Origin of the sequence: Haloarcula sp. JP-Z28 (assembly GCF_011440255.1) — an archaeon.
In the GTDB taxonomy this organism is placed as follows: Archaea; Halobacteriota; Halobacteria; order Halobacteriales; family Haloarculaceae; genus Haloarcula; species Haloarcula marismortui.
The window spans coordinates 1-1,149 of sequence record NZ_JAAOHT010000163.1 but is presented as its reverse complement, the minus strand read 5'-3'; the positions used below and the strand labels follow the sequence as shown (position 1 = coordinate 1,149).

Annotated in this window: 1 protein-coding gene; it reads left to right on the top strand. The window is 54.2% G+C overall.

Features of this window, described 5'->3' with window-relative positions:
• Window positions 1–45: 45 nt before the first annotated feature.
• Window positions 46–1,143 carry an IS630 family transposase gene (locus G9463_RS23715; protein ID WP_165897999.1) on the top strand — a complete coding sequence of 366 codons (1,098 nt, stop codon included), beginning with the start codon at window positions 46–48 and terminating at the stop codon, window positions 1,141–1,143.
• The last annotated feature ends 6 nt before the right edge of the window (window positions 1,144–1,149 follow it).

Here is a 1,149-nt window from a genome sequence, read left to right as displayed (position 1 = left end):
TAATGAGTGAGGAATCTTTTGTGGGGTCGGTTCGATGTGCTTGCAATGGGACGCGAGCGACGCAAAGAGATCAAGCGTCACCTTCCGGAGGAGAAGCTCGACGAGCTTCTCCATGACGCCGAAGATAAGCACAGAATTCGGCGTCTCGGGTTCGTGAAGAATCTCTACCAAGGCGACACGATTGCGGAAGCTGCCGACCGGGAAGCACGGTCGGCAGCGACCGGCGGCCGATGGGCGGATGCGTGGAATGAGGGCGGGCTCGAAGAATTGATGCCGAGTTTCGGGGGCGGTCGGCCCCCGAAACTCGACAAGGACGAACAGGATGAGCTGCTTGAGCTGCTCCAGGAAGGTCAACCGTGGAAATCACAGGAGATACAGCATCTTTTGACCAAAGAGTTCGGTGTTGAGTACCACCCCGATTACCTCGGGAAGTTTCTCCGGGATCTTGGCCTCTCGTACGCAAAACCACGTCCAAAACGACCGAATCGGCCGGAGAATCCCGAGGAAGTCCTCGACGAGCGCGTCGCTGACGCGCTCGACGAGACTGACGACGAACCCCACAACAAGGAGAAAGGTGACAAAGAAGACGGATGGGTTGTCAACGATGATGTTTGTACAGACGGCGGTACTGTCGTCGGCTTTTTCGATGCTTCACACCCGCAGCCGTATGATAATTCGCGGCGGGTGTGGTACGTCGATGACCCGCACGTTGAACGGCCGCTCGTCAAGACCGAAGATTCGGCGGTTGGATTCTATGCATTGAACGGAAAAAGCCTGGTTCGCTGGACCGAAACAGAGGAAAAAGAGAAGATTTGCAGCGTCTTAGAGACGGTCCGCGAGCAGAATCCGGGACAGCGGATTCTGCTCGTTTTGGACAAGCACGGATCTCATATCTGTGAATACACACGAAAGCGTGCCCACCAACTCGGTATCGATCTCATCTTTCTCCCGTCAGGTTCGCCGCATCTCAACCCAATCGAGCAAGTCTGGAAACAGCTGAAATGGACGATGTCGCCGATTATCGTCGGCGACGAGGACGAATTTCACGAACTCGTCAAAGACGTATTTGAACAAGTGACGCAGCAAGTCAGCTACGCCAAGAAGTGGTGTGAGAAATTTCTTAACTTTCAGAAGTTATCTTGACCATTA